This is a genomic window from Aetokthonos hydrillicola CCALA 1050 (genome assembly GCF_017591665.1).
Taxonomy (GTDB): Bacteria; Cyanobacteriota; Cyanobacteriia; order Cyanobacteriales; family Nostocaceae; genus Aetokthonos; species Aetokthonos hydrillicola.
Genome location: NZ_JAAKGC010000034.1, coordinates 17,141 through 34,795, shown reverse-complemented (window position 1 = coordinate 34,795; position 17,655 = coordinate 17,141). Strand labels below are relative to the sequence as shown.

Here is a 17,655-nt window from a genome sequence, read left to right as displayed (position 1 = left end):
TTTACTTCTACGGTAAGTACTTTTGTACTACACTCCAACCTGTTAGAGACACCCAAACAAAACCAACAAACAGAATAATATTAGTTCCAATGTGGATACTTCTAGCCCAAGGTTTTTTCGTGCTGATGAGCCTGGAACTTCCAAAAGAAACCAAAACAAGTACCACTACTGTTAAGCCAGCAAATAAGTGTTGTGAGTGTCCCAAAGAACCAAAGTGACCGAAAGTGCCAATAATGCCAATTAATAGCAACAACAGCACTAAACTGACCATGCAAGCGCCAATCATATAGTGTAAAGAACGCAACCAGATAGGTTGCTCGCGGCGGGATGTTCTATCACGAAACATCCAAATACCTGTCACTGCCAGCAGCAAATACGCCAATAGAGACAAGCCCATCGACCAAGCTGCGATTCTCCATAACCAGAAAAAAGAAGGTAGATCCATAATTATAAGGGCATGGGGCATGGGGCATGGGGCATGGGGAGCAGAGGAGCAGGGGGAGTAAGGGAGAAGCAAATGGTAAGTAAGTTGGTAACTATAATTTGCGTTTTATAGAACTTGCTTAATCAATAAAACTTTAACATTTTCCTTCCTCCTCCATGCCCAATGCCCAATGCCCAATGCCCAATGCCCATTGCCCCATGCCCATTGCCCCATGCCCAATGCCCTATGCCCAACAAAAAAGGACTGCTAGGAAGAGCAGCCCTTAGATTGAGCAAAAATATTTTCTAATCAATGGATACTAAACCAGCAATTGTTAAAGGTTTTATGGAATCTTGGGTTTTTGTATTAATTAGCTGGGCAATTGGTTTTTTATTGAAAGAGTCCTTTACTGGTTCCATGTCGTTTACGAGCTGATAACTGCTAGGCTCGTTAATTGCAAGGCGATCGCACGGAATTGTATCCGACAATATTGCGCTTGCCATCATCCCTGTATGAATCTCCATTTGAGCTTGTGTTGGTGCTTCAAAGACTAGCCGTTGTCCTGGAAAAACGACGCGTTCAAAGTACCAATTGGGAACATTTGAGATGCGAGCTACCTGTATTTTGCTCGTGGCATTAACGTAGCAGCAGAGAGTAGAGCCGGATTGCTCAGGTGGTAGAGGATCTAATATTTGAGCCATAACTGCTAAGGATTTATACGCCACAATTTTATATTACACTTTCTAGCCTAACACTGGTGATCCCCACATGCTGTAACTTCGACTACTAACTGAAGTTTTCTGCGAATTATTTTTATCTTTAGATGCGATCAAGGTATGAAATTTTTGTAAAAATCTATGCCTTTTTTGCATTTATAGATTATGCAAGAAAAAATAAGTTTATTTACTAGTACAACGGGACTGGAAATAAAGCTAGGATTCGTAGTAAAGAGGATATAGGCTTCTACAAGACGGCATGGAAGCCCTACGAAGTAAGGTTTTTAACTTTTCATTTTTACTTTTTAATTCAGTCAAGCTTTAATAAGTTTCACCAGATAAATGTATCCACCTTAAGACGTAAATAACTTTCCTGTTCACCTGATTATTTTCGCTTGATTAGGTTCCAGAAAATGCAATATACAATTGCTGCAAGGAGTATAAGGGACGAAGACGTTTTCTGGGATACAAAATTATTTCCCCTTTTTAAAGTTCCCTAACACCTACAGCTATATTTGTCATTTGCATAAACACCAATGAAAAATAAAGAATTATCAATAATTTATTCAAATGTCAAGTAATATGGTAGTAGAACAGAAAAACTAAAGCTTAATTTAAGATTAAATTTTGGGCTCCTTTTGTTTAAGGAAATGAAAGATGCAAGCTAAGACACCAAGTATGGAAAACCGGATTCTCTATGTTCGCCTTCCTTGCAACCCTATTTTTCCGATAGGGGTTGTGTATTTGAGTGATCACGTCCATAAATTGTTCCCGACCATTGTTCAGCGTATTTTTGATCTGGGAACTGTACCCCCACTAGATTATGCCAGAGCTTTGGATGAATGTATTGATGAATTTAAACCTACTCTACTAGTATTTTCATGGCGTGATATCCAAATTTATGCTCCTGTCGGTGGGCGTGGTGGTAATCCACTACAATACTCTTTTGAAATCTTTTATGCAAAAAATCCTCTAAAGAAATTACATGGAGCTTTAGGGGGCTTGCGCGTCCTCGTAAGTTACTTTACAGAACTGTGGCGCAATGTGGGATTAATCAAACGAGGATTTAAACGCGCTCGGAAATATCATCCAGATACTCGCTTGGTTGTAGGTGGTGGCGCAGTTAGCGTATTTTACAAGCAGTTGGGTAGAAGCTTACCCAAGAAAACAATCATTTCTGTGGGAGAAGGCGAAACACTGCTAGAAAAACTCTTGACAGGAAGAGACTTTAGTGATGAACGGTGTTATGTGGTGGGAGAAACACAACCGCGCGATCGCCTAATTCACGAACAACCCACTCCAATACAAAAAACTGCTTGTAACTACGACTATATCGAAACCATTTGGTCTGGCTTTAGCTATTACCTGCAAGATCAAGACTTTTACATTGGCGTACAAACCAAACGTGGTTGTCCTCACAACTGCTGTTATTGTGTTTACACTGTTGTCGAAGGTAAACAGGTACGGGTTAACCCAGCTTTAGAAGTTGTTGCTGAAATGCGTCAATTATATAAACGTGGCGTTCGTAACTTCTGGTTTACCGATGCCCAATTTATCCCAGCCCGAAAATATATTGATGATGCCGTAGAACTCTTGCAGGCGATCGTAGATTCAGGGATGACGGATATTCATTGGGCAGCATATATCCGCGCTGATAACCTAACACCCCAGTTGTGCGAGTTGATGGCAAAAACTGGGATGAACTACTTTGAAATCGGTATTACGAGCGGTTCTCAAGAACTGGTGCGTAAAATGCGCATGGGTTACAATCTACGAACTGTTTTGCAAAACTGTCGTGACTTAAAAGCAGCTGGGTTTAATGACTTAGTTTCTGTCAACTACTCATTTAACGTGATTGACGAACGTCCAGAAACCATTCGCCAAACAGTAGCCTACCACCGAGAACTAGAACGTATCTTTGGTAGTGATAAAGTTGAACCTGCAATCTTCTTTATTGGACTGCAACCCCATACCCATTTAGAAGAATATGCCTTCAGTGAAGGAATTCTCAGACCAGGGTATGATCCAATGAACCTCATGCCATGGAATGCTAAAAAATTACTATGGAATCCAGAACCCCTTGGTTCCTTCTTTGGTGAGGTGTGCTTACAAGCATGGCAGCAAAACCCTAATGACTTCGGACGGGAGGTCATGAGAATATTAGAACAAAGGTTGGGTTGTGCTGACTTAGAAGAAGCACTTTCCGCACCAATGGAAACGAAAAAAGAAAAACAATTGGCTAGTGTGTCATAAAACTTCATTCACCATAAACAAAGTAAAAGGGATTGGGCTTTCAATTCTTTCCCAGTCCCCATTACCCAATCCCCAATCCCCAATCCCATGTTAGAAGGTTCCATCCTCCAACTGCTACAAGCAGCGCATCGCAATACAAAAAGACCAATAAAATTCGGTGTTTACTACAAAAATACTCTAATCGCCCTCTGCCATGCCTTGGAAGACCATATTTTAACTGAAGACAAAAAACCTTTAGTTATCGCAGCCTTCCAGCAAGGGAAATGGTTTTTACAAGAAGCGGAACGCTATGCAGAGATAGCTCAGCACTCTGAGCAAATTGCTATTATGGCGACTCGCGACACTAGTTTTAGTGAACATTCCACAACATCTCTACCGAATGTGGCATTAGTGTCATTAGATCCAACTGATCCAGTCGCTCAGGAATGGCACTTAATTATCCTATCACCGCAATTCACAGCTATGGTAATTTGTCAAGAATTATCAGAAGCTGATTATGGTTCTGCGGGACTACCTGGATCAGATGTAGAACGAAAATTTTATGGATTATGGACGTTTGAGCCAGAGTTAGTTAAAGAAACAGCTTTGTTAGCGATCGCCCATATCCAAGACTACAATCCAGAATTGGCGAAAAAGCTAATAGCCATAACACAGAAAATTCAGCCATCTTTTCCCACACCAGAAGACTTAAATATAGTTGTCTCTCGAGTAGTGGATTATCTTCAAATTGGGCAAGGGAACATAACTGTACCAACCGCAACTCGCCATCAAGCTTTAGATGGCAACTTGGTTTCTAATGAAATCCAAGCATTTTTACGGATGGCTCAAATAATTGATGCAGCGGATATTACTAACCCAATGGCAGTACAGGAAGTTGTAGCGCTCTGCGACACAATTGGACAGCTTTTAGATCTTCCTGCCTGGCAAATCAAGCGTTTGCGGCTTGCCAGTTTACTACATCGCATAGATCCTCTGCAAAGAGCAGAAAGTGTTTTAACTCCTAGTAATTTTTTACATCACCAGGAGGAAGCTCCTAGCTGCCCACTAACGTGTCCTTTAATACCAGGAACACAAGTATTGCGAACAATGCCGCGATTACGGGCGGTAGCACAAATAATCAGTCACCAGAGCGAGTGGTGGGATGGCACAGGAGAACCAGCTGGTTTAGCTGGAGATGAAATTCCTTTAGAATCACGAATTCTGGCTCTAGTTGCGGACTTTCAATGGCGGGTAAATGAGAAAAAAACATCTGAATTAAGTCGCGAGCAGATATTTACTCAAGCTTTGGAAGAATGTAAACAGCAACAATCGCGTCGTTTTGACCCTAAACTAGTAGATACCTTGAGTTTGTTAGTTATGGGCCTTCAACAGGGACTTGATCTAAGCCTAATGATGCCTAAAGTAAGCGCCAGTATGTGGCTACTTGATGGCAGGTTAGGTAATGAACCCACTGCGGTGAAGCTGAATTTACCAATAAAGTAACTTATTCGTGTTTCTTGTCCCTTTGCAGTTCACTGTGTTTTCAACAAGGATAAAAACGGACGCTTACACTCGAGGTTAATTCCTTCGAGGAAAGTGTCCGTCACGAAGAAAATATTTTTTTATTACTTATGAACATTGAAGCTATTAAAACAGGAAAACTCAAACAGTTACCCGGAGCAGATTTAGAAGACGAGGATTTATCAAACATTGATTTAAGCCACGTCAATCTTGCTGGTGCGCACCTTGTCGGTACGGATTTCACAGAGACAAAGCTCGAAGGTGGACACTTAGAAGGGGCAAATTTAACGGGCGCAATCCTTGTCCAAACTGACTTGCTGCGGGTGAATTTGATGGGAGCGAACTTAATGCAAGCAGATTTGACGGGTGCTGACTTCCGGGGTAGCAATTTGCGAGGTGCGAACTTAATGGGAGCTAGAGTTAAGGATGTATCTTTTGCAGGTGCTTTCCTAAGTGGTGCAAATTTGACGAATCTCAATCTAGAAGGCGTTGACTTGCGAGGTGCTGACTTGCGAGGTGCCAACCTAACTGGTGCAAATCTCAAGGGCGCAGATTTAAGCCAAACGGATTTACAAGGAGCATTGTTAAATGAAGCGAATTTAGAAGAAGCGGATTTAAGACAAGCAAATCTTTCTGGTGCAAGTTTAACAAAAGCCAATTTACTGTGTGCTGAATTGGATGGCGCGAATTTCAATGGAACTAAACTAGATAGTGCCTGTCTGGTGGGAACAATTCTGGAAAAGATGGTTTAGACAACCAGTTAAACTTATTAATCACCGGTGGTTGCTACACTATCGCAACCAGCTTACTTACGCAGCCTCACCCACAGCGCTAACCCACTCAAAAATACTAGCCCTATCAACCCTTGCAAAGGGTTGTGATTCACCCCAGTTACCCAATCGGGGACTTTCCCTGAGTATTTAACTAATCCCCCGACATTAATAATGTAGTATCCCCAAACTAAACCCCCGTGTAAACCAATTGGTAAGCCAAGGCGTCCCCTCCGCCAGCGCTTTCCCCATACCTGCGTTAACCCGAGTAAAACTAAAGCAGGAAATTGTGGGAGTGTGTGAATAATTGCCTCTAAAGGCTTAATAAAATGTAATGTGGCGAAGGTAACCGCATCCACCCAAAGTGCTGTAACCGCGTTGTAATTCCTTTGTAATTCATCTAGCAACCAACCACGAAATAACAATTCTTCAGCAAACCCAAAACCTAAACCTACTATTAAACCTTCTAAAATTATTCTTCGGAACAAATTATAGGATTGAGGTTGTTCCCAAACTAACCAACCTAAAACTCCCTCTATCCCAAACAGTAATGTTACGCTAATCGTCCCAATAGCCAAGCCCCAGAGTAAATCTACAGCGTTTTGTCGTGTTGTTTCTAAGCCGTAATATCGTAGAACCTTGTGTTGATGATATACGTATTTAGCCCATAGCGTCAGTAAGAAAATAAATTCTACATATAATAGTACAATTGTCAAGATACTAGCTAAATTAGTATCCTTTACTAGGATATAAATTGGCACCGCTACGGGTAGCCATAATGTTAACAAAGCTGCGACAAAGCAACCTAACCTTACAGGGACAGGTTGCTGTGCTAAATGACGAACAAAATTTATCTTCATGCAAAAGAGATAACCGCAATAGACCAATTAGCAATTTTACATGCCTAGAAGTTTCACACAAAGCCCTCCTGACTCCTGAATTCTGAATTCTGACTCCTGTTGTATTATTCCACCGGTTCGATGGTGCTCGTCAAACCATGATTTTTCAAAGTTTCGGAATAGAACTCGGCGTGTTCTTGGGCACAAACAATGACCAAAGCTATTCCGTTTGTATGGGCTTCCATCATAATGCTAACGGCTTGAGGTTGGGTGAGGCTTGGTACTGTATTTAGTAATACCTCTACCACATACTCCATAGGGTTGTAGTTATCGTTATGGAGCAAAACACGATACTGAGGCGCTAGCTTACGGGATGTGGAACGCTTCTCAAGGGTTTCAACTGACACGGCTCTTTGCTCTTTCTATAGTTCATGTACTACAATCGAGTTCCTGCTTAGCATTTGCTTAACAGTTATTAATCTATTGTATAACATCTCTACAGAATTACTAAGCCAGGGAATGATTTTTCCAGGTTCATTCCTGACATATACCCTTTCTTTACCTGGCTTTAATCCACAAGGGTTATTCTTGTATTCCTTACCCTAACCTATACACCCTATTTTGTCGCTCAGATAGAATTCCAATGTGTTCTCAATGGTAGAAGAGCAAGTAATTTCTCGTAGATACTTACTTAAGGTTTGATTTGAAGAAATTTTTTGATATAACTTAATTTTTAAGCAAAGTCCTGGTATCCAGAATTTAGGATAACCATCCCAGGCTAGGAACCAATTGAATACGCCCCGCGTCCATCTCAGCCATTAGTAGTTCTAATGCTTCGTAATCAACATCTGAAATATAACCCATTTCTGTCAGTTCTAAATTAATTTCATTTTCTATTTCAGGAGTTAATTTTTTTATGTGAAGAGCTTGTTCAACCAATTTACGAATTGCGTAAGTAGTTCTCATAATAAACAAACCAAGTATGTTTAAACATCTATTATCCGAGTGAAAGCTTAATGAGACACGTGATCGTAATAACATACTACGTGTGATATAAATCACGCATAAGCAACTTACTATAGCTCTCGCTAAGCTTCTAACTACACTAGATTTATAGATTTAGACCAAATTCTAGAATAAGAGAGGTTTATAAGTATGGCAAGTGATTAATCACCTAAAATATTTTTTTGTATATTTTTAAGAAAAAAAGTATATGGTAATACATTTGTCAATTATTGTATTAATCTTTAAATAAGGGAGCTAAAAGAGTAAAGATTCAGCAAAGAGAGATAAGACAAATGGCCGATGCAATAAAAAACAGTTTATGGTCAAATACATCTAAACTTTAAAGTTCAATAACTTTAATAGGATGTCATGATGCAAACAGTAGTAAAATCCACAGAAATTGCAGTTATTTCTCTCAAAGGTAGTCTAAATGCGACAAATGCCTTAGAGACTGAGCGGCACTTAACAACAGCATTAGCACAAAACGAAAATAAATTTTTATTAGTAGATTTACAACAAGTCGAGTCATTAGACAGTGCTGGTCTAATGGCATTAGTATCTGCATTTAAGCTAGCTCAGCAATTAAAACGACGCCTTACCTTTTGCTCGGTTTCTCCTTCATTGAGAATTATCTTCGAGCTAACTCAACTTAATACACTATTTGATATATCTGACGGCATAGCAACAAGCTTCATGGAGGGAATTACACCTAATTAAACCGTGAAGTCGTCGTGGGAGGTGTGGGGAGTTTGGGGAGTTTAGGATTTACAACAAATCATGACTCAGTTCTTTTCTCCCCTCTGAGCAGAAGCGTATTTAACAGGTGTTAACTGTATACCATTTTGGGCCAAAGAGTTGAAGCGAAATCTTTGGCCCAAAATGGTATGGGTTGAGTGCCCATACCATTTGTTAAATTTTTTTAACACTGGATTTTCAGATTTCGCTCAGATAAGATCTGAACAAACAGTCTAATTAATGCTACAGTTGGAAGTAATTAGCTCAAATCAAAGTAGCTAGAAGATACCCAGCGTGACTGTTGCAGTTGAAAAACTAATCACATCGGATATTTTGAAGCCAGCTCGTTACCTAGGTAACGAGCTATTGGCAGTGCGTAAACATTGGGATACGGTGGCAATACGTTGGGTATTGACTTACCCAGAAGTATACGAAGTCGGTGCATCTAATTTAGGACATGTCATCCTCTATAACATCTTAAATGCCCAACCGCGCCAACTATGTGATCGGGCTTACTTGCCTGGAGCAGATTTAGCAGCAAAACTACGGGCAGAGAATATACCTTTGTTTGCGGTAGAGTCAAAGCGATCGCTCACAGAGTTTGACATATTAGGCTTTAGTCTGAGTTACGAGCTAGGAGCAACCAACATTTTAGAAATGTTGGACTTGGCTGGGATTCCCTTGACGTGGAGGGAACGATTGGAAGCGGAAAAAGATGGCGAAGGTACTGCTCGCTCATCACTTTCATACCCACTAATTTTTGCTGGGGGACAAACAGCAACATCGAATCCAGAACCCTATGCTGATTTCTTTGATTTCTTCGCCTTAGGTGATGGCGAAGAACTACTACCAGAAATTGGCTTGGTTTTGGAAGAAGGAAAAAAAGCAGGATATAACCGCCAAGAGCTATTACTCGATTTGGCACAAGTACCAGGTGTGTACGTGCCTCAATTTTACGAAATGTCGAAAAGCGGGAGTGTTCAGCCTAACCGACCAGATGTACCAAAACGCATTCTACGGCGAGTTGCAACCCCTATACCAGCATATTCGGTGGGTTTAGTACCCTATGTACAAACAGTACACGATCGCTTGACAATTGAAATTCGGCGCGGTTGTACTCGCGGCTGTCGTTTCTGTCAACCTGGAATGCTCACTCGCCCAGCGCGGGATGTGGAACCTCAAAAGGTTGTGCAAGCAATTGAGAAGGGAATGAGAGAAACAGGATACAATGAATTTTCATTGTTATCACTCAGTTGCTCTGATTACCTGTCTCTTCCAGCAGTAGGGACAGAAATAAAAAATCGTTTAAAAGATGAAAATATTACCCTTTCTCTACCTAGTCAAAGGGTAGATAGATTTGACGAAAATATTGCTAACATCCTTGGGGGAATGCGTCAAGGGGGACTGACTTTTGCACCAGAAGCAGGAACTCAGAGGATGCGGGATATTGTCAATAAGGGATTGACAAACGAAGAACTGCTTAGGGGTGTGAAAACAGCCTATGAGCAGGGTTGGGATAAAATTAAGTTATATTTCATGATTGGGTTACCAGGTGAAACTGATTCTGATGTGTTAGGCATTGCGGAAACAGTAAGCTGGCTCCAGCGTGAATGTCGAGGAAAAGGAAGAAAACCACTCTCGTTTAATTTAACGATTTCTAACTTTACCCCAAAACCTCATACACCATTTCAATGGCACTCGGTATCTACAGCAGAATTTAAGCGTAAGCAAAACTTACTGCGACAAGCTTTTCGCAGTGTGAGAGGAGTAAAGGTGAATTTCACCGATGTCCGTATTTCAGCAATGGAAGATTTTATTGGGCGGGGCGATCGCCAACTCGCACCAGTACTACGGCGTGCTTGGGAATTGGGTGCGGGTATGGATTCCTGGTACGAAAGTTTAGACACAGCTTTTCATGCTTGGGAAGTAGCAATTACCGAAGCTGGTTTGGACTGGAAATATCGCCAAGTTGAAAACGGGGAATGGAACCTTTTCCAAGTAGAGGAAGATGAAGAAAAAGAAGAAGCACAATCTTCTCAACTCCGTCTGGAAAGTCCTCTACCTTGGGACCATATCGACACCGGAATTGAGAAAAAATGGCTTCAAGAAGATTTGCAACGTGCCTTGGAAGCAGCTACTGTTCCCGACTGCTCGTTTGAAGGCTGTTCTCATTGCGGAGTTTGTGGCACTGACTTTGGTCATAATGTGGTGATTGAACCACCACCTATCCCTGATTTTGCAGGCGAATTTATTCCAAACACAACTAAAGCACAAAGGCTACGTGTGTGGTTTGGAAAACAAGGAGAAATGGCTTTGCTAAGCCATTTGGATTTGATGCGGATGTTTGATAGAAGTGTACGACGAGCGGCTTTACCAGTTGCTTTTACTGGAGGGTTTCACCCGACTCCTCGAATTTCTATCGCAAATGCTTTACCATTGGGTGCAACCAGTACTGGCGAAATTGTTGATTTTGAGTTAACAATAGCTTTAGATGCAGAGAGTTTCCGACAACAGCTGTCTGGGGTACTACCGCAAGATATACCTATATACAGCGTCGAGGCTTTGGATTTAAAAGCTCCTGCTTGCGCTCAAGCATTGAAGGCAGCAGAGTACCTGATTACAGTGGCTAGCGTTGAACAAGCAACACTTGCACAATGGCAAGGTTGGGTTGATACAATTAAAATAAAAAATGAGATTTGGTGGGAACGCACAACCAAATCTGGCAACACCCAGTTGATAAATCTGCGCGATCGCTTGTTCGAGTTAGAATTTCTCAAACTGCAAACAAGCCAGGAACAGCCAGAAGAGTCAGCAGCAATACTGCGTTACATGGGTGTTTATCGCCAAGATGGTACGATGTTGCGCCCTGAACAAATCCTGTTTATGCTAGAACAAGTGGCAAGTACAGAATTTCATTTGCGGCACATCCATCGTAATCGCCTAGTTTTGGAGGGTTTAATCCCTTAATGGTAATTTGGTAATTGTTATCTTCCGATTTTAAAGCATGGGAATTGATTTTTAACAAGGTTGCGTTAAAATGAGATAAAGAGAAAGTTTCTGGCGTTGCGTTGATTGATTTGATTCACTACCCTGGTACTCAGGACGCTAGAGCAAAGATATTAGAGTGCAATTTCTAGGATTTTATCCGAGATAAACTAAGGTAGGAAAAAGAACACTCTCTGTTTATAGCTACATAGCTGCTTTGTGAATCAGTCACCAAAAATAAGCTCCGTCGGCTTCTCGAACTTTATGCTTTTTTCAAAAACTGCTCTTTACCCGATCCATACTTTTAGTTATGCCTTCGAGTCTTGAGTAGAGTCACGAGATGCTTCGGCTTAAGTTCTAAGTAGAACCTCAAGGATGAATCCTGGGGATGAAAAAAAGAAGTAGTTTTTTTCTTGGCTCGACTCACTTGTTTTAAAATCAGGTGTACCGAGCCAAAAGCTAACTCAGGATTTTTGTTTCCTTGGATGCTGCATCACAAGTTAACCACGAACAGATGAATTAATTGGCTAAATAAGATCCAGCTGTTCTGGAATAATCATGCAGGTAGGCGCAATCAAAGCGTAAACTGTTTGATTTACACAATTTTTATTACCAGCAGCGCCGTTTAGGGCTTGTAGGGGTGCAGGAGATAACAAGCCCCCCACAATATAGCTTAGTGCTGCTAATTTTTGAGGAAATTGAATGCCAAAACAAATTATCATAGCGGAACAGCATCAAATTGCAGCCGTCTTTTCTGAAGATCAAATACAAGAACTTGTTGTTGCTACTGGTCATCATCAAATTGGTGATATTTATCTGGGCGTAGTAGAAAATGTCTTACCTGGGATAGATGCGGCTTTTGTCAATATAGGCGATCCAGAGCGTAATGGCTTTATTCATGTGACAGATTTGGGTCCCCTGAGACTGAAGCGTACAGCAGCAGCAATCACAGAATTGTTGACACCACAGCAAAAAGTGTTGGTTCAAGTCATGAAGGAACCAACAGGTACAAAAGGCCCAAGACTAACAGGTAACATTACATTACCTGGACGTTATGTCGTATTGATGCCCTATGGACGAGGTGTCAATCTATCACGTCGGATTAAGAGTGAAAGTGAGCGGAACCGCTTACGCGCGCTAGCAATTTTAATCAAACCAGCAGGAATGGGTTTGCTAGTTCGTACAGAAGCTGAAGGCAAACCAGAAGAAGCGATTATAGAAGATCTAGAATCGCTACAAAAGCAATGGGAAGCAATACAGCAAGAAGCACAATCTACTCGTGCGCCTGCACTGCTTAATCGAGATGATGACTTTATCCAGCGTGTGCTACGGGATATGTACGGAGCAGACGTGAACCGGATTGTGGTTGATTCCAGCACCGGATTAAAGCGGGTGAAACAGTATTTACAAAACTGGAGTGGTGGACAAACACCACAAGGATTGTTAATCGACCATCATCGCGATCGCCAACCAATCTTAGAATACTTCCGGATCAATGCTGCGATTCGAGAAGCCTTGAAGCCAAGAGTAGATTTACCTTCCGGCGGTTACATTATCATTGAACCAACAGAAGCATTAACAGTTATCGATGTTAACTCCGGCTCCTTTACCCGCTCAGCAACAGCTAGAGAGACAGTTCTTTGGACAAACTGTGAAGCAGCAACAGAAATTGCTCGTCAATTGCGGTTACGTAATATTGCTGGGGTGATTGTTGTCGATTTTATCGACATGGAGTCTCGTCGTGATCAACTGCATGTTCTAGAGCATTTTAATAAATCGCTAAAAGCAGACAAAGCTCGTCCCCAAATTGCCCAACTTACCGAGTTAGGTTTAGTAGAACTTACGCGGAAGCGCCAGGGTCAAAATATTTACGAATTGTTTGGTCAACTTTGTCCGACTTGTGGTGGTTTAGGTCATATAGTTCATTTACCAGGAGACACAGAAAACAGATTACCAACACCATCAGAATTACCAGAGCGCTTTACACCTCAACCTCAAAGAGAGAGAGAAGCACGTGTACCGGTTGTTCGTTTACCAGAAATTAAGGAAACGAAGGAAATTGAAGATCAATTTGGGGAAGCATATGATAGCGAAAGTGACTACAATCCCCTAAATCTTGATAATCATCCGAGTTATCACGAACTAGGTGATAGTAGAAAGCGTCGTACTCGCCAAAGTCGCCGTTTAGGGATAAATGGAGCAAATGGCAAAGAAGAACCAAGGCTTGCTAATAACTCATTAGGTTTTACCAATGAGCAAGATTTGGACATTGACAGCGAACCAGAATTTAGAGGACGGGATGACATATCGTTACCCAACGTTCATAAGGTTCCCTGGGTAGAGAAAGTAGAGCGTGTTAAAACTACGAAATTAGATCCAGTCAAACCAGTGGTAGAACCACCTGAGATCAAAACTGTAGAAATGACATCAGAGGAACAGGATGTTTTTGCCTTAATGGGAGTCTCTCCCTTGGTGAAATTGGGTGGAGAACTGAAAAATCCCAAGTCTGTTATTATTAACGTTACTCTTCCTGGTGATGGTTCTACTACAGAAGTCCCAACTGTTAGCTCGCCTACAAGGACTATTGACAGTGAACCAGTATTTGCTCAGCCAACCAGCCCCATAATAAAAACACAAACTCAGGACGTATCAGCGTTAGAAGGAATTGGGGATGGGGATGAAAGTGACAGTGAATCTAGCACCTCGTCGCTGAACCGTCGTCGTCGTCGTCGTTCTTCTGCTACAGAAACAGATATGTCTTGATAATTAGTAAGATTTATGGTAGAGACAGAGCAATTTGCTGCTCTTTGGTCGCCAACAACCTTCAAGGAAGCAAGTTGGCTTGAATTGTCCACGCTATCAGGCTGCCAAGAACTGATTGCAGGCGTGGATGAAGTAGGGCGAGGTGCTTTGTTTGGTCCTGTAGTAGCAGCCGCCGTAATATTACCAGACCATGCTTTACCGGAACTTATAGCAGCCCAAATCAAAGACAGCAAACAACTCTCTAGTCTAAGGAGAACCCGGCTAGCACAGCTAATTTGTGCATTAGCGATCGACTGGAAAATTGGTTTTGCTTCAACTGCTGAAATTGATCAAATAAATATCTTGCAAGCATCACTAATGGCTATGAAGCGGGCTGTTCTGAAGTTGAAAGTACAGCCTGCTCTATGTCTAATTGATGGGAATCAGTTGGTAAAAGATTTACCATACCCTCAATTTTCAATAGTCAAAGGGGATGAGCGATCGCTTGCTATTGCTTCTGCCAGTATTGTTGCTAAAGTATGGCGAGACGATTTAATACTTCGTCTCGCCTCGAAATACCCCATGTACGACTTAGAGCGAAACAAGGGTTATGGAAGTCCTCGGCATTTAATGGCGTTGCAAAAATATGGTTCCTCACGATTACATCGTAAATCCTTTCGTCCTTGCCAAGTTAAGTAAAAACACCATCCACTAAACCTTCACTCAAGGTTAGGTATTGGCAACTCGCCACCCATTGCAGTTCCGTCTGTTTGGGTAGTTACCCAACGACTATAATCAGCCAAAAGATGGTGTAGTAATCTTTGCTTAACCGTCATTAGAACACTTTTAAGCAACCCGTTGCCAGTAGTTTCTAAAATTGGTTTAGGTGTGAAGCAAAAGGGTGGGGGCAAATCCACCTGCACTTCTAAATCAGCCCTTCCTTTCAGACGAGTGCCAGTGCTTAACTGATAGGGAGACAAATACCCTTGCAAATTAAGAGCAAATCGCTGATTGATATAGTCTAGTCCAATGATTTCACAATCTATTGATTGTACGTAAATAGTTCCATTTGATTCTGCCCATACTCTCATGTCTACAGCAGGTTGAATGCTGAGCGACATAAAATTTAGAGGACGTACTTTCAAGCGAAAAACTTCCTCAGAAAGCTGACGTACACGGCTAGGATCAACTAGAGCATTAACTAAGCGTTGAGGCTGACGTAAATATTGCTGAATCGGAATCGGCTGCTTGGGTACTGCAATTTCAACCGATTGAGAAGCACTAAACCGGGTAGACATGAGTAGATAAAAATGATTGTTTTATAATTCTATAATTTTTTAATTTTTTATTGAAGCCAGTTAATAAATTTTGCTTATACTAGCCTATAAATTAGATTATTTTAGGGTTATCTATCATTAGTTAGAGGGCTAAAAAGATGTTAAGTAATAAATTTTAGCCACGGAAAATACAAATAACAACTCATAGGCTAAGTATGACCCTTTCGATCGCGCATTTAGGACCAACCGGCACTTATGCAGAACAAGCAGCGATTTCTTATGTAAATTTGCTTAAAAAAAGTACCGACTCTGAAGCTATCTTATGTCCATATCCTAGCATTGCCCAAACACTGCAAGCTGTTGCTCAAGGTGAAGCACTGATCGCTGTTGTGCCAGTGGAAAATTCTATTGAAGGTAGCGTGACCATGACCTTAGATACAATGTGGCAACTGGATGATTTGCAAATTCAGCTAGCTTTGGTGTTGCCGATCATTCATACATTAATCTCGTGTGCGGCAAGTTTAGACACCATCAAAACAGTTTACTCGCACCCGCAGGCTTTAGCGCAATGTAGTGGATGGTTAGGGCAATTTCTTCCAACAGTAGAATTAATTCCTAGTAACTCTACAACAGAAGCTTTACTGAAATTAAAGGATGATCTGACAGCGGCAGCTATTTCGTCAAAAAGAGCAGCACATCTCTATAATTTGCCTATAGTGGCCACTGGTATTAGCGACTATCCAGAAAACTGTACTCGTTTCTGGGTAGTGAGTCAACGCGACCAATCACCTTTGTATAAGAATTCTTCTTTAAGTACCAGTCATACTTCACTAGCATTTAGTGTTCCTGCTAATGTTCCCGGCGCTTTGGTAAACCCGCTACAATCATTTGCCCACCTGGGTGTGAATCTTAGCAAGATTCAGTCTCGTCCAACAAAGCGATCGCTTGGTGAATACCTATTTTTTATTGATGTAGAAGCAGACGCCTCTGAAACTAAAATGCAAGCTGCTTTATCGGATCTAGCAATCTACACCGAAATCTTAAAAATTTTTGGTAGCTACAACGTTCTAGCAATTAGTGAGTAGTAGTATTTTTAGTTGTTCAAGAGCCCAGACGCGCAAGGTATGGGAAACCTGTTATCTAAGGCAAGGTTTCCTGCTTGCAGCGTTGGCTTTGCTTAATTAAACGTATCTTTGAGAACAGTACGAGCTGCTAAGTGATTACGAGTAGAAGTCAAAATTTCCGCTTCTCGTTTTAAACGAGCAGGAGTATCTTGCATTTCTAATAGTGCTTGTTGTTCTGCAGCAACGCCGTAGAGGTTGCTTGCTACCCAATAAGACAATTCTACTGGTAGATCGGGCAAATCGTCTGGTAGTTCAATTTCTTGTTCGGTTAACTTGGCTGATAGCCGTACAACATCCCGTAAAAGTTGTTCTACTTCATTTGCCAAAGGTCGTAAATCTTTAGTAGGCGGATGATCTTCAATCCACTCAACTAATCCTACACGGTAGGGTTTCTCACGAATATATTCTAGTACACGAAACCTTTGCTGTCCTAAAGTCCACATTTTCATGCGGTCATCTTGTAACCGCTGATAATGAACAATCTCCGCACAGCAGCCAACATTAGCAATAGTGCTTTTTGCTGGATCTACCATCAAAACCCCGAACCGACGATCACTCTCTAAAATAGTGTTCATCATGATCCGGTAGCGATATTCAAAGATGTGTAGAGGTAATGGTCTCGTGGGAAACAGAACTACTTCTGGCAACGGGAACAGAGGTAATTCACGAACTGCAATTCTAGAAGAGAATGTCATTGTTACCTTAGTATAAATTTAACCTTTAAAATTTTTTCTTATCTACTTTTCCCGCATTCTATCTAGTATTCTATCAGAAATAATTTGGGAGGGTCAGTCGCTTTGCTCCAAGTCAAAAGTCAAAAGTCAAAAGTCAAAAGTCAAAAGTCATACTCATAGAGAAGTAACAAAGACTAGAAACCCCCGTGTTTTAGAGCGGGGGAGCATCTAAAATTAGAGTTTTACTTCAATGTCTACACCTGATGGTAAATCTAATTTCATCAGTGCATCAATGGTTTTAGAAGAAGGTTGGTAAATGTCAATAATTCGCCGATGAGTACGGGTTTCAAAGTGTTCCCGTGAATCTTTATCCACGTGAGGCGATCGCAGCACACAATATATTCGGCGTTTTGTTGGTAAAGGAATAGGTCCTATTGCTGTCGCATTAGTGCGGTTCGCTGTGTCTACTATCTTTTCACAAGATGTATCAAGTAGGCGGCGGTCAAAAGCCTGTAAGCGGATTCTAATCTTTTGCTGCTGTAGCGTTGCCATTTTTAATTGTCCTGGTTCAGATGAAATTTTAGATAGGTTGGCGTTATTAGCTGTTTTAC

Annotated in this window: 16 protein-coding genes; 8 read left to right on the top strand and 8 right to left on the bottom strand. The window is 41.3% G+C overall.

Translation table 11 applies throughout. The features are described from left to right. Positions 1–7 precede the first annotated feature (7 nt). Together G4P69_RS18290 and G4P69_RS18285 are read right to left on the bottom strand one after the other, a co-directional pair. Positions 8–445 (bottom strand): DUF4079 domain-containing protein, encoded by a 438-nt coding sequence (locus G4P69_RS18290; RefSeq protein WP_208350806.1) that lies wholly within the window; start codon positions 443–445, stop codon positions 8–10. Between the two features lie 284 nt (positions 446–729). Further along, on the bottom strand, positions 730–1,125 hold the full coding sequence (locus G4P69_RS18285; protein ID WP_208350805.1) for a DUF1830 domain-containing protein: 396 nt from the start codon (positions 1,123–1,125) through the stop codon (positions 730–732). A 672-nt stretch (positions 1,126–1,797) separates the two neighbouring features. Here G4P69_RS18285 and G4P69_RS18280 point away from each other — a divergent pair. From G4P69_RS18280 to G4P69_RS18270, 3 genes are all read left to right on the top strand, one after another. Beyond that, a complete protein-coding gene (locus G4P69_RS18280) occupies positions 1,798–3,393 on the top strand; it encodes a photosystem II high light acclimation radical SAM protein (RefSeq protein ID WP_208350803.1) in 1,596 nt (531 codons plus the stop codon). 87 nt (positions 3,394–3,480) lie between these two features. Further along, positions 3,481–4,875: a DICT sensory domain-containing protein gene (locus tag G4P69_RS18275; protein WP_208340346.1), complete on the top strand. Its 1,395-nt coding sequence runs from the start codon at positions 3,481–3,483 to the stop codon at positions 4,873–4,875. Between the two features lie 128 nt (positions 4,876–5,003). Beyond that, complete coding sequence (locus G4P69_RS18270; RefSeq protein WP_208340345.1) at positions 5,004–5,645, top strand: pentapeptide repeat-containing protein; 642 nt, start codon at positions 5,004–5,006, stop codon at positions 5,643–5,645. Between the two features lie 53 nt (positions 5,646–5,698). Here G4P69_RS18270 and G4P69_RS18265 read toward each other — a convergent pair whose 3' ends face one another. From G4P69_RS18265 to G4P69_RS18255, 3 genes are all read right to left on the bottom strand, one after another. Then, on the bottom strand, positions 5,699–6,523 hold the full coding sequence (locus tag G4P69_RS18265) for a CPBP family intramembrane glutamic endopeptidase (protein WP_208340344.1): 825 nt from the start codon (positions 6,521–6,523) through the stop codon (positions 5,699–5,701). A 104-nt stretch (positions 6,524–6,627) separates the two neighbouring features. Next, positions 6,628–6,909, bottom strand: a complete 282-nt coding sequence (gene clpS, locus G4P69_RS18260) for an ATP-dependent Clp protease adapter ClpS (RefSeq protein ID WP_208340343.1) — start codon at positions 6,907–6,909, stop codon at positions 6,628–6,630. 352 nt (positions 6,910–7,261) lie between these two features. Then, the gene (locus G4P69_RS18255) at positions 7,262–7,468 is read right to left on the bottom strand and encodes a hypothetical protein (protein ID WP_208340342.1); all 207 of its coding nucleotides are present in this window, start codon (positions 7,466–7,468) and stop codon (positions 7,262–7,264) included. Between the two features lie 411 nt (positions 7,469–7,879). Between G4P69_RS18255 and G4P69_RS18250 the strand changes: the two genes are divergently transcribed. The 4 genes from G4P69_RS18250 (at position 7,880) to G4P69_RS18235 (ending at position 14,668) form a co-directional block, all read left to right on the top strand. After that, the gene (locus tag G4P69_RS18250) at positions 7,880–8,224 is read left to right on the top strand and encodes an STAS domain-containing protein (protein ID WP_208340351.1); all 345 of its coding nucleotides are present in this window, start codon (positions 7,880–7,882) and stop codon (positions 8,222–8,224) included. Between the two features lie 312 nt (positions 8,225–8,536). Next, positions 8,537–11,209 carry a TIGR03960 family B12-binding radical SAM protein gene (locus G4P69_RS18245; protein ID WP_208340341.1) on the top strand — a complete coding sequence of 891 codons (2,673 nt, stop codon included), beginning with the start codon at positions 8,537–8,539 and terminating at the stop codon, positions 11,207–11,209. A 720-nt stretch (positions 11,210–11,929) separates the two neighbouring features. Then, positions 11,930–13,990: an Rne/Rng family ribonuclease gene (locus G4P69_RS18240; RefSeq protein ID WP_208340340.1), complete on the top strand. Its 2,061-nt coding sequence runs from the start codon at positions 11,930–11,932 to the stop codon at positions 13,988–13,990. Between the two features lie 15 nt (positions 13,991–14,005). Continuing rightward, complete coding sequence (locus G4P69_RS18235) at positions 14,006–14,668, top strand: ribonuclease HII (protein ID WP_208340339.1); 663 nt, start codon at positions 14,006–14,008, stop codon at positions 14,666–14,668. 20 nt (positions 14,669–14,688) lie between these two features. Here G4P69_RS18235 and G4P69_RS18230 read toward each other — a convergent pair whose 3' ends face one another. Further along, positions 14,689–15,267, bottom strand: coding sequence for a DUF1997 domain-containing protein (locus G4P69_RS18230; RefSeq protein WP_208340338.1), 579 nt, complete (start codon positions 15,265–15,267; stop codon positions 14,689–14,691). 194 nt (positions 15,268–15,461) lie between these two features. On the opposite strand from G4P69_RS18230, the gene pheA reads away from it, so the two are divergent. After that, entirely contained in the window at positions 15,462–16,331 is an 870-nt protein-coding gene (gene pheA / locus G4P69_RS18225; RefSeq protein ID WP_208340337.1) for a prephenate dehydratase, read from the top strand. A gap of 92 nt (positions 16,332–16,423) precedes the next feature. On the opposite strand, the gene G4P69_RS18220 is transcribed toward pheA, so the two are convergent. Together G4P69_RS18220 and rpsJ are read right to left on the bottom strand one after the other, a co-directional pair. Beyond that, positions 16,424–17,065: an LON peptidase substrate-binding domain-containing protein gene (locus tag G4P69_RS18220; RefSeq protein WP_208340336.1), complete on the bottom strand. Its 642-nt coding sequence runs from the start codon at positions 17,063–17,065 to the stop codon at positions 16,424–16,426. A 213-nt stretch (positions 17,066–17,278) separates the two neighbouring features. After that, positions 17,279–17,596, bottom strand: coding sequence for a 30S ribosomal protein S10 (gene rpsJ / locus G4P69_RS18215; protein ID WP_008232935.1), 318 nt, complete (start codon positions 17,594–17,596; stop codon positions 17,279–17,281). Between the last annotated feature and the right edge of the window lie 59 nt (positions 17,597–17,655).